1 pseudogene is annotated in these 1,356 nt (G+C 38.1%); it reads right to left on the reverse strand.

Going from position 1 to position 1,356, the window contains the following annotated elements:
• Window positions 1–68: 68 nt before the first annotated feature.
• Window positions 69–830, reverse strand: a pseudogene (locus ETB99_RS14500) (Na+/H+ antiporter NhaC family protein); the annotation flags it as partial.
• Window positions 831–1,356: the final 526 nt, after the last annotated feature.

A 1,356-nucleotide genomic window follows, 5' to 3' on the forward strand; every position in this document is an offset into this window, starting at 1 on the left:
AGCGTACCCCGTCAATGTAAGATATACACATATTTAAGAAATAATGTTAGAAACTTTGTCGAAAAATATTTTTTTGACACCCCTGAAACGGCTACAACCGTTGATATATCAACATTTATAGAGGGAGAGATGAGAAAATGATCTTGCAACACCTCTAACGTTTGTTGAATATCAGCTGTTTCAGCGCTGCCCTTTCCAAAATTTCTCCCTAAAAAGGCATACACCGCTAAGGAAATAAGTAAGCCGGGAATTGTCGTATATAGCATATGGCGAATATGGACGAACAAATCGGTATTTGTTAAGCCTGAAGCTAAGTTTGTAGTGTCTGAAAGCGGTGACATTTTATCGCCAAAATAAGCCCCGGAAATAATAGCACCCGCAACCATTGGCGCAGGGATCCCCATGCTTAGTCCAATCCCCATTCCGGCGACACCTATTGTCCCCATGGTTGACCATGAGCTTCCGATGGCTAACGATACAACAACGCATATAATCGTGATTGAAACTAAAAATAGTGAAGGTGTCAAAAGCTTTAATCCGTAATAAATCATTGTTGCTACAATCCCGCCGCCAATCCAAGCCCCAATGGTTAAGCCGACAAGCATAATGATAACAATAGCCGGCAGAGCAAGACGAATCCCATTATACATCGCTTCTTCAATTTCTTTCCACCTGTATCCTGAACGCCATGCAATAAGGGCGGCGACAGTTGTTCCAACAATCAATGGAATATGTGGACTTTTCTCGAGAACAACAATGGTAATCGCCATTACTACAATTGTTACTAAGACTGGAATGATGGCTGCCTTAAAAGATATCTCTTTTTTCATCATTAATCCCCCCCTATGCCACTTTTTATAATTTTGAATTGTCATGAAATAGACGTTATTATGAATAATAAATATTATTTCTGAAAGCGTCAATCTATTTTTTGTCTGATTTTGTCGATTCTAATAAGAGATTTTTAGAATCAAACATCTTGGATAAAAGTTAGGAAATCATGGGAGGTTTATAAATACTTGACAACAGAATCACGATTCAGTATGTTGAATGAACCTAAAAGCTAAAATATGAAGAGGAAGGAGATATTTCTATACTTAATTAGCGTCTATTTAGCGACGTAAATTGGTGTAAAAGTGGTGAAAGGAGTTGTTGGGAATGGAAGATATTGAGTTACAAAATCGTTTACTAGAAATTTTTCATTACTTACATGAGCATCCTGAAACGAGGGTACCGTCAAGAATTTTGTGTAATGTAAATGGGGTAGGGTTTCTCTGAAATGGATTTGAATTGATAGGGGACTGATTTTCTCCACACAAGAGACTGAATATTCAGTCTCTTGTGTGGGAAGGGAGA

The sequence above is a fragment of the Anoxybacillus sp. CHMUD genome (assembly GCF_013096965.1).
Taxonomy (GTDB): domain Bacteria; phylum Bacillota; class Bacilli; order Bacillales; family Anoxybacillaceae; genus Anoxybacillus; species Anoxybacillus kestanbolensis_A.